This window comes from Streptomyces sp. NPDC107498 (genome assembly GCF_055582805.1).
In genome coordinates this window covers 180,484-196,139 of record NZ_JBVJPE010000003.1, presented here as the reverse complement: position 1 = coordinate 196,139, position 15,656 = coordinate 180,484, and the positions used below count along the sequence as shown (strand labels likewise).

The following is a 15,656-nucleotide window of genomic DNA, read 5'->3' as shown; positions in this document are numbered from 1 at the left end:
CGGCACACGACACTGCGTGGCGCGTGAGCGGGACGGGAGATGCACACATGGCGGAACAGCGGTCGGGCGGCGCTTCGGCGGACCACGGTGGCAGAGCCGCTCCCGAGCACGTCCTCGTCGTCTTCCCCGGCTACCACCGGCCGTGGGCGGCCTGGATCAACCAGCGCCTCGACACCCACGGCGTCCGGGCCACCCTGCAACGCTGGGACCCGCCCCGCGAGGTCCCCCTGGAGGACTCCCTCGGCGACCTGCTCCTCGCCCGGGGCCAGGTCCTCCTCGTCCTCGACGACTGGTTCTTCGAGCTCGGCCCGCGACCCGCCGGCGAGTGGAACGACGTCCTGCGCAGCTTCGTCGCGAGCCACGCGGACCGCTTCGCCGCCGTCAACCTGACCAACCGCACCCTGCTCCCGGCCACCGCCGTCCTCGAACCCGTCAGCCTCTGGGGCGTCGGCGAGGAGGAGGCCGAGGCCCGGCTCCTCAGCAGGCTCGGCATCGAACCGCGCCGTTCCCCCGCCCGGCGGATCGCGCCGGCGGCCCTCGTGCGCTACCCCGACACCCCGCCGGACATCTGGGGCGAGGTGCCCCGCCGCAACCCGCGCTTCACCGGCCGCGACGACCTCCTCACCGAGCTCCAGGAACGGCTCATGGACGCCGAGCGCGGCAACGCCGCGTACACCCTCCTCGGCATGTCCGGCATCGGCAAGACCCAGATCGCCGCCGAGTACGCCCACCGCTTCAGCTCCGACTACGACGTCATCTGGTGGGTCAGCTCCGACGACCGGAACGTCCAGCGCGACCGCCTCGGCGAACTCGCCGTCGCCCTCGAACTGCCCACCGGCAGCGAGCCCGGCGAACGCATCCGCGCCGTCCGCGAAGCCCTCCGCCGCGGCGACCCGCACGGCCGCTGGCTCGTCGTCTTCGACGGCTGGGACGACATCGAGGGCGTCAACGTCATGCTCCCGCAGGGCTCCGGACACGTCCTCATCACCTCCCGCAACCACGCCTGGCGCGAACACACCGACGTCCTCCCGGTCCGCAACTTCGACCGCGCGGAATCCACCGGCTACCTGATGCGCCGCGCCCCGCACATCACCGCCGCCGAGGCCGACGAGGTCGCCGCCGAGTTCGGAGACGTGCCCCTGCCCCTCGTCCAGGCCGCCGCCTGGCTCGGCGAGTCCGGCATGGAGGTCTCCGAGTACCTCCGCATGGTCCGCGAAGGCAGGCTCTCCACCGTCGACGAGCCGAGCACCGGCGACGGCATGCCCAACACCTCCCTCACCTCCTGGTCGATACTGATCAACCGGCTCCGGCGCGCCCAGCCCCAGGCGATCGACATCCTCAGCCTCTGCGCCTCCTTCGCCCCCGGCCGCATCCCCCTCGGCATCGTCCGCGCCCACCCGCAGGCACCCCTCCCCGAGGACCTGCGCTGGATGGCCACCGACCTGCCCGCCTGGTCCCGGGCCCTGGACACCCTCGTCAACTACTCGGTGCTCACCCGGGAGACCCGCGGCCCCGTCGTCAGCGAGGAGGCCGCACCCCAGCAGGAGTCGGTCCACATGCACCGGCTCGTCCACGACATCGTGTCCCGGCTCACCGACGGCGAGCACCGCGACGCCCACCGCAAGGCCGTCCGCACCCTCCTCGCCGAGGCCGACCCCGGGAACCCGACGGACAGCCGGAACTGGCCCCGCTACTCCGAGCTCCTGCCCCACCTGGAGCCCTCCGGGGCGCTGCGCAGCACCGACGCGCGCATCCAGACCACCGTCCTCAACTGCCTGCGCTACTGCGACCGCAGCGGCGAGTACAAGGCGGGCACCCGGCTCGCCGAACGCATCCGCGGCAGCTGGAGCGGCCTCATGGACCCGCTCTCCCCGCACATGCAGGAACTCACCACCCTGGAAGGCGACATCCTGCGCCGCAGCGGCGGCTTCCGCGAGGCGTACGAACTCGACCTCGCCCGCCGCAACCTGCTCGCCTCGGCCGAGCACCCCGACGAGCTCGGCGACCTCCAGTCCAAGATCTGCATCGCCCGCGACCTGCGCTTCCTCGGCCAGTACAAGGAATCGGAACGGCTCCAGCGCGAGGTCCTCGCCGAGGCGCAGAGCCTCCTCGGCGAGACCCAGCAGCTCACCCTCGCCGCCCGCCACAACGTCGGCGTCGTCCTGCGGATGCTCGGCCGCTACCAGGAGGCGTACGAGCAGGACGCCGACACCCTCGCCCGCTGCGAGAACATCCTGCGCCCCCACCACCCCTCCACCCTCAACTCCAACAACGCCGTCGCCCAGGACCTCCGGCTGCTCGGCCGCTACCGCGAGGCCCTCGGCCGGCAGGAGGCCAACGTCCGCCTCCACGTGAAGATCCTCGGCGCACAGCACCTCCAGACCCTCTACGCGCGCAGCCAGCTCGCCCTCTGCCGACGCCGCGAGGGCGGCTTCAAGGAGGACATCGGCGCCGTCATGGCCGGAGTCCTCGACCACCTCGAACAGGCCCAGGGCCGCGGCCACTACATCACCCTGTCCGCCGTCACCAACTACGCCAACTACCTGCGGGAGCACGGCGACCTGGACCGGGCCCGCGACCTCATCAACGAGGCCGAGTCCGGCTACCGCGCCCTGCTCGGCCCCGCGCACCCCGTCTCCACCGGCGTCCTCGCCAACACCGCCCTCGTGATGCAGGCGGCCGGCGAGCGCACCGAGGCCATGACCATGCTGGAGGCCGCGCTCGCCGGCCTCACCGCGGCCCTCGGCCCCGACCACCCCTGGGTCCTCGGCTGCGCCCTCAACGCCACGGCCGCCCGCAACTTCAACGGGCGCGTGTCCGACGCCGCCGAACTCAGCCGGGAGACCCTGCGCCGGGCCCGGCACGTCATGGGCCACGAGCACCCCCTGACCCTCTCCTGCCAGGTCGCGCTCGCCACCGACCTGCGCGGCCTCCGCGAGACCGAGGAGGCCGGGAAGCTGGAGGAGGACGCCCTCCTCGTCCTCACCAGGACCCTCGGCGCGCAGCACCCGCACACCCTGTCGGCACGTCAGCGGAACCGCCCGTACTGGGACTTCGAGGCCAACCTCTGACCGACCCCGGACACGCCGGAGGCCCGGCACCCCCCAGGGGGTGCCGGGCCTCCTCGCGCGGTACGACGATCAGGCGTCGAAGACCTCGTTGACCAGCTGCTGCTGCTCCGCCTGGTGGCGCTTGGCCGAGCCGACCGCCGGGGAGGAGGAGTGCGGACGGGAGATCCGGCGCAGGCGCTCGCCCGCCGGGATGTCCGCGCCGACCGCCAGGTCGAGGTGGTCGATCAGGTTGAGCGCGATGAACGGCCAGGCACCCTGGTTCGCCGGCTCCTCCTGGGCCCAGATGTACTTCGCGGCGTTCGGGTACTTGGCGATCTCGGCCTGCAGCTCGGCACCCGGCAGCGGGTACAGGCGCTCCAGACGGATGATCGCGGTCTCCGTGTCGCCGCGCTTCTGGCGCTCGGCCTCCAGGTCGTAGTAGACCTTGCCGGCGCAGAAGACGACCTTGCGGACGTCGGCCGGGTCACCCGCCCCGGAGGAGGTGAGCGTGTCGCCGATCACCGGGCGGAAGCCGCCGGTGGTGAACTCCTCCACCTTGGACGCCGCGGCCTTCAGACGCAGCATCGACTTCGGGGTGAAGACGATGAGCGGCTTGTGGTGGGGGTTGTGGACCTGCCAGCGCAGGAGGTGGAAGTAGTTCGACGGCAGCGTCGGCATGGCGACCGTCATGTTGTCCTGGGCACACATCTGGAGGAAGCGCTCGGGACGCGCCGACGAGTGGTCCGGGCCCTGGCCCTCGTAGCCGTGCGGCAGGAGCAGCGTGACGCCGGAGGTCTGGCCCCACTTCTGCTCGGCCGAGGAGATGAACTCGTCGACGACGGTCTGCGCGCCGTTGACGAAGTCACCGAACTGGGCCTCCCAGATGACCAGGGAGTCCGGGCGGGCCAGCGAGTAGCCGTACTCGAAGCCCATCGCCGCGTACTCGCTGAGCAGCGAGTCGTAGACGTTGTAGTGGGCCTGGTCCTCGGTCAGGTAGAGCAGCGGGGTGTAGTCCTCGCCGGTCTCCTGGTCGACCAGGACCGCGTGGCGCTGGCCGAAGGTGCCGCGGCGGGAGTCCTGGCCCGACAGGCGGACCGGGGTGCCCTCCATCAGCAGGGAGCCGATGGCGAGGGTCTCGCCGAAGCCCCAGTCGATGGTGCCGTCGTCGATGGAGGCGGCGCGGCGCTGCATCTGCGGGAGCAGGCGCGGGTGGACCGTGATCCGCTCCGGGACGTTGACCTGCGACTCGGCGATCCGCTTCACGACCTCCTGGGAGACCGCGGTGGTGACGGCGACCGGGAACTCGGCCTGCGCGTCCGGGACGGTCGTCGACGCCGGGGCGGCGGTGGCCTCGCGGACCTCCGCGAACACCTTCTCCAGCTGGCCCTGGAAGTCCTGGAGCGCCTGCTCCGCCTCTTCGAGGGTGATGTCGCCGCGACCGATGAGCGACTCGGTGTACAGCTTGCGCACCGAACGCTTCTTGTCGATCAGGTTGTACATCTGCGGGTTGGTGAACTGCGGGTTGTCGCCCTCGTTGTGACCGCGGCGGCGGTAGCAGATGAGGTCGATCACGACGTCCTTGTTGAACGTCTGGCGGAACTCGAAGGCGAGCCGCGCGACGCGGACCACGGCCTCCGGGTCGTCGCCGTTCACGTGGAAGATCGGCGCCTCGATCATGCGGGCCACGTCGGTCGCGTACATCGAGGAACGCGAGGACTCCGGGGCGGCGGTGAAGCCGACCTGGTTGTTGATGACGATGTGGACCGTGCCGCCGGTGCGGTAGCCCCGCAGCTGCGACATGTTCAGCGTCTCGGCGACGACGCCCTGGCCGGCGAAGGCCGCGTCGCCGTGGAGGGCGACGGGCAGGACGGTGAAGTCCGTGCCGCCCTTGTTGATGACGTCCTGCTTGGCGCGGACGACACCCTCCAGGACCGGGTCGACCGCCTCCAGGTGCGAGGGGTTGGCGGTGAGCGAGACCTTGATCTGCTCGCCGTCCAGGCCGGTGAAGGTGCCCTCGGCGCCCAGGTGGTACTTCACGTCGCCGGAGCCGTGCATCGACTTCGGGTCGAGGTTGCCCTCGAACTCGCGGAAGATCTGCGCGTACGACTTGCCGACGATGTTCGCCAGGACGTTCAGGCGGCCGCGGTGGGCCATGCCGATGACGACCTCGTCGAGGCGCGACTCGGCGGCCGAGTCGATGACCGCGTCGAGCAGCGGGATGACGGACTCGCCGCCCTCCAGGGAGAAGCGCTTCTGGCCGACGTACTTCGTCTGCAGGAAGGTCTCGAAGGCCTCCGCGGCGTTCAGCCGGCGCAGGATCCGCAGCTGCTCCTCGCGCTCCACGCGGGAGTGCGGGCGCTCGACGCGGTCCTGGATCCACTTGCGCTGCTTCGGGTCCTGGATGTGCATGAACTCGACGCCGGTGGTGCGGCAGTACGAGTCGCGGAGCACGCCGAGGATGTCGCGGAGCTTCATCATCGACTTGCCGGCGAAGCCGCCGACCGCGAACTCCCGCTCCAGGTCCCACAGGGTGAGGCCGTGCTCGGTGATGTCCAGGTCGGGGTGCTTGCGCTGCTTGTACTCCAGCGGGTCGGTGTCGGCCATGACGTGGCCGCGGACCCGGTAGGAGTGGATGAGCTCGAAGACGCGCGCGGCCTTGGTGACGTCGTCGTCGTGCGAGGCGTCGATGTCCCTGAGCCAGCGGACCGGCTCGTAGGGGATGCGCAGGGCCTTGAAGATCTCGTCGTAGAAGCCGTCCTCGCCGAGGAGGAGGTTCGACACGATCCGCAGGAACTCGCCGGAGGCGGCGCCCTGGATGACGCGGTGGTCGTACGTCGAGGTCAGGGTCATGACCTTGGAGATGCCCAGCTTGTTCAGGGTGTCCTGGGAGGTGCCCTGGAACTCGGCCGGGTAGTCCATCGAGCCGACGCCCATGATGACGGACTGACCGGGCATCAGACGCGGCACGGAGTGGACGGTGCCGAGGCCGCCGGGGTTGGTCAGGGAGACCGTGACGCCGGAGAAGTCCTCCATCGTCAGCTTGCCCACGCGGGCGCGCTTGACGATGTCCTCGTACGCCTGCCAGAACTCGAAGAAGTTGAGCGTCTCGGCCTTCTTGATGCCCGCGACGACGAGCTGGCGGTCGCCGTTGGGCTTCACCAGGTCGATCGCGAGGCCGAAGTTCACGTGCTCCGGCTTGACCAGGGTCGGCTTGCCGTCCTTCTCCGCGAAGGAGTGGTTCATCGACGGCATGGCCTTGATCGCCTGCACCATCGCGTAGCCGATGAGGTGCGTGAAGGAGATCTTCCCGCCCCGGGCGCGCTTCAGGTGGTTGTTGATCACGATCCGGTTGTCGAAGAGCAGCTTCACCGGGACGGCGCGGACGGACGTGGCCGTCGGCACCTCCAGGGAGGCGTTCATGTTCTTCGCGACCGCGGCGGCGGGGCCGCGCAGCGTGATCAGCTCGGGGCCGGCGGGGGCCTCGGCGGGCTCCTTCGGCTTGGCCGCGGCCGGAGCGGCGGCGGGCTTCGCGGCGGCGGGCTGCGCGGCGGCCGGCGCGGGAGCCGCGGCCGGCTTCGTGGGAGCCGGGGCCGCGACCGGAGCGGGCGCGGGGGCCGGAACGGCCGCCGGAGCGGCAGGCGCGGCCTGTGCGGGGCCCGCCTGCTGCGCGGCGGGCGCGCTCTGAGTGGTGGTGGGGGCCGGGGCGGTCGGGGTCTCCGACGCTCCCGGCTTGTAGTCGGCGAAGAAGTCCCACCAGGCACGATCGACCGAATTCGGGTCCTGGAGGTACTGCTGGTAGATCTCGTCGACGAGCCACTCATTGGCACCGAAGGCGGCTGCAGGGTTCTGGCCCTGCCCGTCTTGGTCGGTCGGGGAGCTCGGGGTACTGGGGGACTGAGACGACACGGCGGCAACCGCCCTCTTCCGCTTCACAAGGTGATGGACAGCGGAAATAAAGGCTACGCCTGTCCGGCCAGGAGGTGCAGGCCGGGCAGTCCAACGTTGCGCAAGTCACACTTGACAGCGTGTTTCGACGCCGTGAATGGCGGGAAACAAGCGTGGTTCCGCAGGGGTGAGGGTACGGAGAAGCGCGAGCACGGCCCGGTTCGGCCGCACTCCTGATCGCGTCCCGCTCATGTGGACGCAGGGCTCGCTCACGGAAGCGCACTCCCGCTCACGTGGGCGCAGGTCCCGCTCACGTACACGCAGAACGTGCGCTTCCGGTTCGAACCCTACGTCAATCTCTACGGGGAAGCCTGCCCGGAAGAGTGACTCTGATGCGGCATCCACGTGACGATTCGGCCACTCCGATCCCGCCGCCGTGCAGATCCACCGCCCAGCGGGCGATCGCGAGCCCGAGGCCCGTGCCGCCGTCGCTGCCCGGCCCCTGCCGGTCCTTGGCCGAGCCCCGGTCGAACCGCTCGAAGACCCGGTGCCGCTCCGACTCCGGGATGCCGGGCCCCTCGTCCTCGACCTCCAGCTCCAGCGAGTCCGGATGCGGGCCGCGCCGGGCCCGGACCGTGACCCGGCCGTGCGGCGGGGAGTGCTTCACCGCGTTGTCGATCAGGTTCGCCATCACCTGGTGCAGCCGCTCCGCGTCCGCGTGCGCGACCAGCTCGGGCGGCGACACGTCCAGGTGCAGGTGCACGTCCGTACGGCGGTGCAGTCCCGAGGTGGACGAGAGGCCGCGCTGGGACGCGGCCAGGTTCGCCTCCCGCAGGATGCCCGACAGGTACGGCCAGACCTCGAAACGGCTCGCCCGGAGCGCGACGACACCGTTGTCAAGACGTGACAGGTCGAGCAGCGTCTCCACCAGCCGGCCGAGCCGCTCCGTCTGCTTCAGGGCCGACCGCATGGTCTCCGGATCGGCCTCGGACACCCCGTCCACGACGTTCTCCAGGACGGCCCGCAGCGCGGCGATCGGCGTGCGCAGCTCGTGCGAGACGTTGGCCACCAGCTCCTTGCGGTGCCGGTCGACGGCCTCCAGGTCGTCCGCCATGCGGTTGATCGTCGAGGCGAGGTCGCCCAGCTCGTCCCGCCGGTCCGCGCCCCGCACCCGGCGGCTGAAGTCCCCGCGCGAGATCGACCCGGCCACCGTGTTCATCTCGTCGAGCGGCGCCGTCAGGGACTGCGCCACGAACTGGGTGATCAGCAGGGTCGCGATCATCGCGAAGATCGTGATGTACCGGAACTCGGTGGAGGTGCGGATCGCCACCAGGGCCAGGCAGGAGGTCAGCAGGACCGCCCCGACGACCAGGGCGCCCAGTTTGGTCTTGATCGAGATCACGATCCGGCGGGGCCGGCGCGCTCCCCGTCCCGTGTGCGGCCTCCCGGGCCCCGGCCGGCTCACGGCGCCGGGGTCTCCAGCGCGTAACCGACGCCGTGGACCGTACGGATCCGCTCGGCCCCGATCTTCCGGCGCAGCGCCTTGATGTGGCTGTCCACGGTCCGGGTGCCCGAGGCGTCCGCCCAGTCCCACACCTCCGCGAGCAGCTGCTCGCGGGAGAGGACCGCCCGGGGGGTGCTCGCCAGGCAGACCAGCAGGTCGAACTCGGTCGGGGTCAGGTGCACGTCCTCCGCGCGGACCCGCACCCGGCGCTGCGCGTGGTCGATCTCCAGCTCGCCCAGGCGCAGGATCCCGCTGCGCGGGGTGACCGCCGCGAGCGCGGCCCGCTCCACGCGGCGCAGCAGCACGTGCACCCGGGCGGCCAGCTCGCGCATCGAGAACGGCTTGGTCATGTAGTCGTCCGCGCCGACGCCGAGGCCGACCAGCATGTCGGTCTCGTCGTCGCGGGCGGTCAGCATGAGGACCGGGACGGGGCGCTGGGCCTGGACCCTGCGGCACACCTCCAGGCCGTCGAAACCGGGCAGCATCACGTCCAGGACCATCAGGTCGGGCTGCCAGGCCTCGGCCGCGTCGACGGCGGCGGGACCGTCGGTCGCGGTCTGCACGAGGAAGCCCTCGGCGCGCAGCCGCGCGGAGATCGCCTCCACGATCGTGGCGTCGTCCTCGACCACCAGGACGCGCCGCTGGGCCCCCGGAGTGGCCGCCGCACCGTGGTGAGTGGTGTGTGTCTGCTCCATTGCCCCGCCTCGCGTCGCCGATGTCGGTGCAGCAGCCTAGAGGTACCGGCGGCGTCCCGGCTATCCAGGAGCCGTCCGGGGGCTATCCGGGACGGACGGCGAGGTGGACCGCGTCGGGGACGCCCCGGGCAACGGGGATCTCTTCCGTCCGTACCCCGCTGAATCCGGCATTCCGCAACGACTCTTCGAAATCGCCGGACGGTCGCGCGGACCACACGGCGAGGACCCCGCCGGGGTTCAGCCGGGCCGCGCAGGTCGCCAACCCCTCGGCCGAGTACAGGGATTCGTTGTCCTCGGTGACCGTCCAGTCGGGGCCGTTGTCGATGTCGAGACAGAGGACGTCGTAGGTGTCGGTGGTGGCGCGGAGGTGGTCCACGAGGTCCGTGTGCAGGATCACGGTCCGCGGGTCGGCGAGCGCGGCGCCCGAGATCGCCGCGAGCGGCCCCTGCCGGTGCCAGTCGATGATCGCCTCCTCGCGCTCGGCGACCGCGATCCGGCTCCAGCGGGGGTCGGCGGCGGCGTGGGCCAGGGAGAAGCCGACGCCGAGGCCGCCGACGAGGACGGAGGCGCCGGTGCGGGACTCCTCGGGGAGGGCGGCGAGGGCCGCGTCGACCAGGAGCCGCTCGGAGCGCCCGTCGGAGGTGTCCATCAGGAAGGTGCCGTTGGCGATGATCTCGTAGTGCTCGGCGCGGCGCCGGAGCACCACTTCTCCGTACGGTCCTTCGCGTCGGTCGAGGATGACGGGGCTGTTCATGATCACTCCGTGGTCTCGTGTGCGTCCGGTTCGTCCCGGCCGTCCTCGCGGGGCGCCGGCGGCCGGGACGAACGCATGGCGGGTCCGCGGCCGGTCACCGGCCCGGCCCCGCTCAGGGGTTCGTCGGCGGGCCGCCCCCGGGGAGGGCGGCGAAGACGCGCTGGAGGGCGGGCGGCCGCTCGCCGTCGTCCGCGACGACCAGGTGGTGACGGTACGTCACGTAGTACTGGAAGCCGTCCCGGATCGGGTTGCCCGTCGGGCGCTCGGGGACCAGGGCGAACGCGGGGTCCTCCAGGGCCGCCCGGAGCTCCGCGGCCTCGGCGGGGGTCTGTCTGCCGGTCCGGGGCGGCTTGGTGCCGGAGCTGCTGGTCCAGCCGCCGTCGTAGTGGACGACGAGCTTGTTGCGGACGCCCGCGAAGCCGCCGTTGACGACCACCTCGACGAGGACCTCGCCCGGCTGGGGGTCCGCCGCCGGTGTGCCGGGGTCCGTCGCGGGGCCCGGCACGGCCGGCGCGCTCGCGCTCGACGACCCGCCGGGCTCGGGCGGCGTCCCGGGGCCGCAGCCGCTCGCACCGCCGACCAGGGCCCCCGCCAGCAGCAGGGCCCCGCACCACGTCCCCACGTCCCGTACGCCTCGCACCATGGGACGAGCATGCCCGCTCCGGGGCCCCGCACGCAGCCGGACGCGGCAAGGCGGGCCGGAGGCCGTCGGGGCATCGGGGGCCGTCAGGGGCGCCGGGGAGTGCCGGGGGCGCCGGGAACACCGGGGAGCCAGGGGCGTCGGGGGCATCGGGACCGTCAGGGTTCCGTCCGGACGATTCCGGTGAGCGGCCCCCGGTAGCGCCAGTCCAGGGCGTCGTAGAGCGCGAGGCCGTCCGTGGTCGCGGCGAGCACGCCGGTCTCGGCGCCGGCCTGGGCGGCGGCGGCCTCCAGGGTGCGCACGACGTTCGCGCCCAGGCCCCGGCGCCGGTGCGCGGGGTCGGTCTCGATCTGGTCGGCGACGGCGGTGGAGCCGGTCGGGGCGATCTGGCCGCGCGCGGCGAGGGTGCCGTCGGGGGCGAGGACGCGGACCCGGATGACGCCGTCGTCGACCTCGGTGGTGCGCGCGTAACCCTCGGGCGGGGCGGGGCGGACGCCGGGGTCCAGCCGCTTGACCATCATGAAGCCGGGGTCGTCGGGGACCGTCCATCCGTCGGTGATCCAGGACGCCGCCTCCTCGGGGTCCGCCATCACCTTGAGCCAGCTGTACGGCGTGGTCAGCCGGGCGCAGAGCGCGCCGACGGTGGCCGCGTCGGGAGCGGGCAGGACGTGCCGCACGACGTGCCGGGGCAGCCCGACGTCGATCCGGTGGCCCCAGGGCTCGGCGACGGCGGGCGGGGTGCCCCGGGAGACGGTCCAGCCCGCCACCCAGGCGGAAGTAATGGCTGACATATCCATGCAGGCATTACATCCCCTCTCCATGGGCGCGTGGGGGAGTGATCGCTCAGAGCGAACGGGCGTCCGGGAACATCCCCGGGCTCACAAGCATTGAGTGCACATAGCTCAACTTGACTGCCGAAGGGGAGATCATGGCTTCTGAGTCCATGGCGTCCGTGCCGCTCACTCTGCCTGTGCTGCCGCTCGACGACGAGGTCGTGCTGCCCGGAATGGTGGTGCCGCTGGACCTGTCCGACACCGACGTACGGGCCGCCGTCGAGGCCGCCCGGGCCGCGGCCCGCACCGGCACGGGCAAGCCCCGCGTCCTGCTCGTGCCGCGCGTCGACGGGACCTACGCGGGCACCGGCGTCCTGGGCGTCGTCGAGCAGGTCGGCCGCCTGTCCGACGGCGACCCCGGCGCGCTGATCCGCGGCGTCGGCCGCGTCCGCATCGGCGCCGGGACGACCGGTCCCGGCGCCGCCCTCTGGGTCGAGGGCAGCACCGTCGAGGAGACCCTGCCCGACCCGCTGCCCGGCGCCGTGACCGAACTGGTCAAGGAGTACAAGGCGCTGGCCACCAGCTGGCTCAAGAAGCGCGGCGCCTGGCAGGTCGTCGACCGCGTCCAGCAGATCGACGGCGTCGGCGCCCTCGCCGACAACTCCGGCTACTCGCCCTTCCTCAGCGTCGAGCAGAAGGTCGAACTCCTGGAGACCGCCGACCCGGTCGCCCGCCTCAAGCTCGCCACCGCCCAGCTCCGCGAGCACCTCGCCGAACAGGACGTCGCCGAGACCATCGCCAAGGACGTCCAGGAGGGCGTCGACAAGCAGCAGCGCGAGTTCCTGCTCCGCCGCCAGCTCGAAGCCGTCCGCAAGGAGCTCCGCGACCTCAACGGCGAGTCCGAGGGCGACGAGTCCGACGACTACCGCGCCCGCGTGGAGGCCGCCGACCTGCCCGAGAAGGTGCGCGAGGCCGCCCTCAAGGAGGTCGAGAAGCTGGAGCGGTCCAGCGACCAGTCCCCCGAGGGCTCCTGGATCCGCACCTGGCTCGACACCGTCCTCGAACTGCCGTGGAACGAGCGGACCGAGGACGCGTACGACATCCGGGGCGCCCGCGGGGTCCTGGACGCCGAGCACGCCGGCCTCGACGACGTGAAGGAACGGATCACCGAGTACCTCGCGGTGCGCAAGCGGCGCTCCGACCGCGGCCTCGGCGTGGTCGGCGGGCGTCGCGGCGGAGCCGTCCTCGCCCTCGTCGGCCCGCCCGGCGTCGGCAAGACGTCGATCGCGGAATCGGTGGCCCACGCCATGGGCCGCAAGTTCGTCCGGGTCGCCCTCGGCGGCGTGCGCGACGAGGCGGAGATCCGCGGCCACCGGCGCACGTACGTCGGCGCCCTGCCCGGCCGGATCGTCCGCGCCGTCAAGGAGGCCGGGTCGATGAACCCGGTGGTCCTGCTCGACGAGATCGACAAGGTCGGCTCCGACTTCCGCGGCGACCCCGCGGCGGCGCTCCTCGAAGTCCTCGACCCCGCGCAGAACCACACCTTCCGCGACCACTACCTGGAGGTCGAACTCGACCTCTCCGACGTCGTCTTCCTGGCCACCGCCAACGTCCTCGAAGCCATCCCCGAGGCGCTCCTCGACCGCATGGAACTGGTGCGCCTCGACGGCTACACGGAGGACGAGAAGGTCGTCATCGCCCGTGACCACCTGCTCCCGCGCCAGCTGGAGCGGGCCGGTCTGGAGCCGGGCGAGGTCGTCCTGGAGGAGGCCGCGCTGCGGAAGCTGGCCGGCGAGTACACCCGCGAGGCCGGCGTCCGCACCCTGGAGCGTTCGATCGCCCGGCTGCTCCGCAAGGTCGCGGCCCAGCACGAACTGGGCGACCGCGAGCTGCCGTTCGCGATCGGTCCCGACGGCCTGCGGGAGCTCATCGGACGCCCGCACCACGTGCCGGAGTCGGCCCAGGACCCGGCGGAGCGGCGGACGGCCGTGCCGGGCGTCGCCACCGGGCTCGCCGTGACCGGAGCGGGCGGTGACGTCCTCTTTGTGGAGGCGTCCCTCGCCGACCCGGAGACGGGCGCCGCCGGCCTGACCCTCACCGGTCAGCTGGGCGACGTGATGAAGGAGTCGGCGCAGATCGCGCTCTCCTTCCTCCGCTCGCACGGCGCGGAACTGGAGCTGCCCGTCACCGGCCTGAAGGACCGGGGCGTGCACATCCACTTCCCGGCGGGCGCGGTCCCGAAGGACGGGCCGAGCGCGGGCGTCACGATGACGACCGCCCTCGCCTCGCTGCTCTCCGGCCGGCTGGTCCGCACGGACGTGGCCATGACCGGCGAGGTCTCCCTCACCGGCCGGGTGCTGCCGATCGGCGGCGTGAAGCAGAAGCTCCTCGCCGCGCACCGGGCGGGCATCACGACCGTCGTGATCCCCAAGCGGAACGAGGCCGACCTGGACGACGTCCCGGCCGAGATCCTGGAGAAGCTGGAGGTCCACCCGGTGACGGACGTCCGCCAGGTCCTGGAGATCGCCCTCGCGCCGGCGGCGGTGCCGGTGGAGGTGGCCGCGTAACTCCCCCCGGTGGGCGGGGTGTCCCTCCGGGGCACCCCGCTCCGGCGCGCCCGGGCCCCGCGCCCGGATCTCGTTACCCGGATGTCAGTCGGGGCTGGCATGCTCGTACGCATGAACGACGACGCCTTCTGGGCTCTCATCGACGAGTCGATCCGCCGGTCCGGCGACCGGGACGAACGCCTGGAGTGGCTGCGGGCGGAGCTGGTACGGCGTCCGGTGGCCGAGAGCGTGGACTTCCAGGTGCGTCTGGAGCGGGCGTGCGAGAGGGCCGACACGCGCGCGATGTGGACGGCGGCGAACCGGATCGAGGGCGGCGCCTGCACGGACGACGGCTTCCACTGCTTCACGCTGTGGCTGGTGGGCCAGGGCCGGAAGGTGTACGAGTCGGTCCTCGCCGACCCGGACGCGCTGGCCGACGTGCCCGGGGTGCGCGCCCTCGTGGGCCGGCACCACGACGAGTGGGACGACGACGAGTGGCCCGAGTGGGAGGAGCTCGACTACGTCGCCCAGGACGCGTACGACGAGTCGACGGGCCAGGAGGACGACGACGGCGAGGAGTTCCTCGACGCCGTCGAGGAGGCGGAGGACGCCGCGGAGGCGGCGGGGGAGTGGGACGAGGAGGACCGGGAGCCCCGGCCGGAGGGGACGGCGATGCCCCGGCTCGCCGCCCTCTTCCCGCCCGGTGCCTCCGGCTCCTAGGAGCCGGAGGCACCGGGGCGCGGGGGTCAGGAGGCGGACGTGCCGCGGCGGCGGCCCAGGAGCAGGCTGCCCGCCGCGAAGACGGCGAGGGCGCCCGCGCCCGCGAGGGCCGTCGGCAGCGGCGAGGAGGGGGCCTCGGCGGTGTCGGCGGAGAGGGCCGGGGGCTGCTCGTCGCCGCCGTGGCCCGCGTGGCTGACGGTGGACAGCTCGGCGCCGGCCGCGATCTTCGCCTCGGTCGGGGCCTGCGCCCCGGCCCCCGTCGCCGTTCCCGTCCCCGTCGCCGTGTTCGCGCCCGTGCCCGTGCCGCCGAAGGTGACGTCCGAGCAGCTGTAGAAGGCCTCGGGGCTGTCGTTGCGCTGCCAGATCTTGTAGACGACGTGGCGGCCGGTGCGGGCCGGGAAGGTGCCCGTGAAGGCGTAGTAGCCGTCGGTCGCGGTGCGGGTCGTGTCGTGGACGGCGACGGGGGTCGGGTCCAGGTCCGACCACTTCAGGGGCCGGGTCGGGTCGAAGCCGGCCTTGGTGATGTAGACGGTCATCCTGCCCGCGTGCGGGGCCGTCACCCGGAACTTGAAGTCGAAGGGACCGGCGGCGACCGCCGTCGCCGGCCAGTCGGTGCGCGCCCAGTCCAGGGCCCGGTACTTCTCGCGGTTGGCCGAGCAGAGCCTGCCGTCCGGGATGAGGGCCTGGTGCTGCCCGGCGGCGTTGGCGATGTTGACCTCGTTCCAGTCGTAGAGCGGCTGGGTGCCGGAGTCGGCGACGAGGTCCTTGCACACCTGCGACCTGGGCGTCTCGGGGCCCTCGGCGTAGCAGGCCGCGATCCGGCTCACGGGGTTGAAGACGGCCCCGTGGGCGCTCGCGGTGGCGGGGGTGAGGCTGACCAGGGCGGCGGCGGTGGACAGGGCTGCGACGCCGGTGACGGTGCGGCGGGAGGACGGCATGCGGGGGCTCTCTCTCGTGCGTGGGGGAGTACGGGGTGAGCAACGCGCGCCGGAAGCACGGGAGTTGGACCCGGGGCGACCGGCGGGGGAAGCCTCGCATTGGTCCATACCAATGAGCAAGGGGGGAGCGGAAAAAGGCGGCTCCCCGGGG

10 protein-coding genes are annotated in these 15,656 nt (G+C 72.5%); 3 read left to right on the top strand and 7 right to left on the bottom strand.

The features are described 5' to 3' along the window. The first annotated feature begins 47 nt into the window (after positions 1-47). Positions 48-3,071, top strand: coding sequence for an FxSxx-COOH system tetratricopeptide repeat protein (gene fxsT, locus ACZ66Z_RS06550; protein WP_469932885.1), 3,024 nt, complete (start codon positions 48-50; stop codon positions 3,069-3,071). A gap of 69 nt (positions 3,072-3,140) precedes the next feature. Here fxsT and ACZ66Z_RS06545 read toward each other — a convergent pair whose 3' ends face one another. The 6 genes from ACZ66Z_RS06545 to ACZ66Z_RS06520 form a co-directional block, all read right to left on the bottom strand. Then, positions 3,141-6,956 carry a multifunctional oxoglutarate decarboxylase/oxoglutarate dehydrogenase thiamine pyrophosphate-binding subunit/dihydrolipoyllysine-residue succinyltransferase subunit gene (locus ACZ66Z_RS06545; protein WP_469932884.1) on the bottom strand — a complete coding sequence of 1,272 codons (3,816 nt, stop codon included), beginning with the start codon at positions 6,954-6,956 and terminating at the stop codon, positions 3,141-3,143. Positions 6,957-7,287: 331 nt separating this feature from the next. Further along, positions 7,288-8,400 carry a HAMP domain-containing sensor histidine kinase gene (locus ACZ66Z_RS06540; RefSeq protein ID WP_469932883.1) on the bottom strand — a complete coding sequence of 371 codons (1,113 nt, stop codon included), beginning with the start codon at positions 8,398-8,400 and terminating at the stop codon, positions 7,288-7,290. After that, complete coding sequence (locus ACZ66Z_RS06535) at positions 8,397-9,134, bottom strand: response regulator transcription factor (RefSeq protein WP_030688813.1); 738 nt, start codon at positions 9,132-9,134, stop codon at positions 8,397-8,399. The genes ACZ66Z_RS06540 and ACZ66Z_RS06535 overlap by 4 nt, the downstream gene beginning before the upstream one ends. Positions 9,135-9,216: 82 nt before the next feature. Further along, positions 9,217-9,888: a spermidine synthase family protein gene (locus ACZ66Z_RS06530; protein WP_469932882.1), complete on the bottom strand. Its 672-nt coding sequence runs from the start codon at positions 9,886-9,888 to the stop codon at positions 9,217-9,219. A gap of 112 nt (positions 9,889-10,000) precedes the next feature. After that, positions 10,001-10,531: a hypothetical protein gene (locus ACZ66Z_RS06525; RefSeq protein ID WP_469932881.1), complete on the bottom strand. Its 531-nt coding sequence runs from the start codon at positions 10,529-10,531 to the stop codon at positions 10,001-10,003. Between the two features lie 155 nt (positions 10,532-10,686). After that, complete coding sequence (locus tag ACZ66Z_RS06520; RefSeq protein ID WP_469932880.1) at positions 10,687-11,325, bottom strand: GNAT family N-acetyltransferase; 639 nt, start codon at positions 11,323-11,325, stop codon at positions 10,687-10,689. 131 nt (positions 11,326-11,456) lie between these two features. Between ACZ66Z_RS06520 and lon the strand changes: the two genes are divergently transcribed. Together lon and ACZ66Z_RS06510 are read left to right on the top strand one after the other, a co-directional pair. After that, a complete protein-coding gene (gene lon, locus ACZ66Z_RS06515) occupies positions 11,457-13,868 on the top strand; it encodes an endopeptidase La (RefSeq protein ID WP_469932879.1) in 2,412 nt (803 codons plus the stop codon). Between the two features lie 111 nt (positions 13,869-13,979). Continuing rightward, on the top strand, positions 13,980-14,567 hold the full coding sequence (locus ACZ66Z_RS06510) for a DUF4240 domain-containing protein (RefSeq protein ID WP_469932878.1): 588 nt from the start codon (positions 13,980-13,982) through the stop codon (positions 14,565-14,567). Positions 14,568-14,593: 26 nt separating this feature from the next. On the opposite strand, the gene ACZ66Z_RS06505 is transcribed toward ACZ66Z_RS06510, so the two are convergent. Further along, complete coding sequence (locus ACZ66Z_RS06505; RefSeq protein ID WP_469932877.1) at positions 14,594-15,505, bottom strand: lytic polysaccharide monooxygenase auxiliary activity family 9 protein; 912 nt, start codon at positions 15,503-15,505, stop codon at positions 14,594-14,596. Positions 15,506-15,656 lie beyond the last annotated feature (151 nt).

Bases quoted from the DNA above. Each gene is read 5' to 3' on its own strand.
- fxsT (WP_469932885.1), top strand. From the start codon at position 48: ATGGCGGAACAGCGGTCGGGCGGCGCTTCGGCGGACCACGGTGGCAGA.
- ACZ66Z_RS06535 (WP_030688813.1), bottom strand. From the start codon at position 9,134: ATGGAGCAGACACACACCACTCACCACGGTGCGGCGGCCACTCCGGGG.
- ACZ66Z_RS06530 (WP_469932882.1), bottom strand. From the start codon at position 9,888: ATGAACAGCCCCGTCATCCTCGACCGACGCGAAGGACCGTACGGAGAA.
- ACZ66Z_RS06525 (WP_469932881.1), bottom strand. From the start codon at position 10,531: ATGGTGCGAGGCGTACGGGACGTGGGGACGTGGTGCGGGGCCCTGCTG.
- ACZ66Z_RS06520 (WP_469932880.1), bottom strand. From the start codon at position 11,325: ATGGATATGTCAGCCATTACTTCCGCCTGGGTGGCGGGCTGGACCGTC.
- lon (WP_469932879.1), top strand. From the start codon at position 11,457: ATGGCTTCTGAGTCCATGGCGTCCGTGCCGCTCACTCTGCCTGTGCTG.
- ACZ66Z_RS06510 (WP_469932878.1), top strand. From the start codon at position 13,980: ATGAACGACGACGCCTTCTGGGCTCTCATCGACGAGTCGATCCGCCGG.
- ACZ66Z_RS06505 (WP_469932877.1), bottom strand. From the start codon at position 15,505: ATGCCGTCCTCCCGCCGCACCGTCACCGGCGTCGCAGCCCTGTCCACC.